Source organism: Wolbachia endosymbiont of Drosophila leontia, assembly GCF_028981785.1.
In the GTDB taxonomy this organism is placed as follows: Bacteria; Pseudomonadota; Alphaproteobacteria; order Rickettsiales; family Anaplasmataceae; genus Wolbachia; species Wolbachia pipientis.
Genome location: NZ_JAPQLK010000056.1, coordinates 1 through 1986, shown reverse-complemented (window position 1 = coordinate 1986; position 1986 = coordinate 1). Strand labels below are relative to the sequence as shown.

3 protein-coding genes and 1 tRNA gene are annotated in these 1986 nt (G+C 35.4%); all 4 read right to left on the bottom strand.

The genetic code is table 11. The annotated features are described in order from the left end of the window. Positions 1 to 191: 191 nt before the first annotated feature. The 4 genes from OZD63_RS01840 to OZD63_RS01825 all read right to left on the bottom strand — a co-directional run bounded on the left by OZD63_RS01840 (position 192) and on the right by OZD63_RS01825 (position 1771). The gene (locus OZD63_RS01840) at positions 192 to 878 is read right to left on the bottom strand and encodes a 16S rRNA (uracil(1498)-N(3))-methyltransferase (RefSeq protein ID WP_274979797.1); all 687 of its coding nucleotides are present in this window, start codon (positions 876 to 878) and stop codon (positions 192 to 194) included. Between the two features lie 28 nt (positions 879 to 906). Beyond that, a tRNA-Glu gene (locus OZD63_RS01835) sits at positions 907 to 978 on the bottom strand. 68 nt (positions 979 to 1046) lie between these two features. Next, positions 1047 to 1409: a hypothetical protein gene (locus OZD63_RS01830; RefSeq protein WP_223823129.1), complete on the bottom strand. Its 363-nt coding sequence runs from the start codon at positions 1407 to 1409 to the stop codon at positions 1047 to 1049. 50 nt (positions 1410 to 1459) lie between these two features. Further along, complete coding sequence (locus OZD63_RS01825; protein WP_275007976.1) at positions 1460 to 1771, bottom strand: hypothetical protein; 312 nt, start codon at positions 1769 to 1771, stop codon at positions 1460 to 1462. Between the last annotated feature and the right edge of the window lie 215 nt (positions 1772 to 1986).

Genomic DNA, 1986 nt, shown 5'->3' with positions numbered 1-1986 from the left:
TAGATATACCTCTTTCTTAACTATGCTTATTCTACCTCATATTTTCGAGATCCTTAACAGGTTCTTAGAATATGTTTTTTATTAGCTCCTCTTTAACAACAGACTGCTTCGTAGAAAGTCTACAGGGTTTTTGTGCGCGCAACACTGAACCAGATTTCTTTATGACCCAAACCTTAGCCATATTTAAAAATCTAGCTACACCAATTGGTGAAAGTGAGTGCAGCAACTACAGCAGTATCGACCCTTAAAATTCTTTTTCCTAGACTCAATTTTTGACAAAACTTATCGGCAAGATCAAGTTCATAAGATGAAAAACCACCTTCAGGACCAACAATAATAGCAACATTTTTTTTGCCTTTCAGCACTTTGTCAGCTTTACCTGCTTCATCACACAAAACAAAATTTTTACTTTGGGAATCAGGTAACTCACAAAAGTTAATAGGAGGCAAAATCTCTGGTATACTTATCCTACCTGATTGTTCCGCTGCTTCGATTGCTTGTAATTTTGCTCTACTTAGGTTAATATTTTTTACCACTGTACGTTCTGTTGAAATAAATTGAATGCAGATTACTCCCATTTCAGTTGCCTGTCTTACTATGTTGTTCAAAGCAGCACTTTTTACCATGGCACAATACAGGTATAAATTTTCCTCATATTGCTGTTGTTTAGTGCATTCTTTGGGTGTAACTTCTGTCAATTTACGCGATATATTAACTACTTCTCCTAACCATTCTCCATCTTTTCCATTAAAAAGAGAGAGATTATCATACTTCTTAAGCCGCATTACATTGCAAATATAGTGACTTTGTTGCGGATTAAGTGCTAAACTCACGCCTTGTGATAAAGCTTCTTCAACATAGAGCCTAATTTTTCCCATTCAAAACCTTAATTATATTCCACTTGAGTGACTCTTACGGGATTTGAACCCGTGTTACCACCGTGAAAGGGTGGTGTCCTAACCACTAGACGAAAGAGTCAACTTGAATCTAACTAGGTTATATCGATTACACATATAAAGTCAATTCAATTATTTTGAATCACATAGTTAGAGGGATATATCAGTAATCTTATATCGACAGCCTCCTATTACTCCATGCTCAATACTCACTGAACCTATCTCAGATTTAGGAGCTAATTCTAATTGTTGTTCAACTTTTGTATCGGAATCATAGCCAGAATCGTAGCCAGAATCTCTACGCTCATATTTCTGCCTTATTTCTTCTACACTAAAGCCAGCCTTGGTCTTAATTTTTTGATCATTAGTCTGCTGCTGACTTATCGACTTATTAGCACTTAGCTCATTTAGCTTCACTTGCCAATCATTCACTTTATCTTGCACTAACCCATGGCAAGTTCCAGAATTAGCTTTTATGTCTTTTGCTTTTCTTTCTGCTCTTTTCTTGGACAAATCTACCCTAGCATAAATAGGTTCTGACGACTGTTCTGGCTCTTTCTGTTTTAGGCTAGTAGGCTTTTTTGTTCTGAAAGATCATCTATAGTGCAATAAATAGGTTCTTCTGATATACTCAAATAACCACTATCTTCCAATGATAAATTTTCAGTGGATTTTTTATGTGAATCATATATTTCAGCATAAATAGATTCTTCTGATACACTCAAATAACCATTCTCCCCTAATGAGTTACTAACCTTAGCATCATACACCTCAGCGTAAATTGGCTCTTTTGAAGGCAAAGCATCATAATTAGTGCTCTTTGGCTCATATTCAGAGGTTCTAGGAGGTTTTTGTTGTATAGCTTCAACATTCAAATCATCTGTAGAATAATACTCTGCGCCTTTTCCTAGTAAAAAGGAAACTGTGGGGTGAAGAATTATCTCTGCTGGTAAGTTTTTCTCAGAACCTGTTAAGGATCTCGAAAATATGAGGTAAAATAAGCATAGTTAAGAAAGAGGTATATCTATGCAAAAAAGCTATCCAAGAGATATAAGTAAAGAACAATTTGAAAAAATTAGACCAATACTGG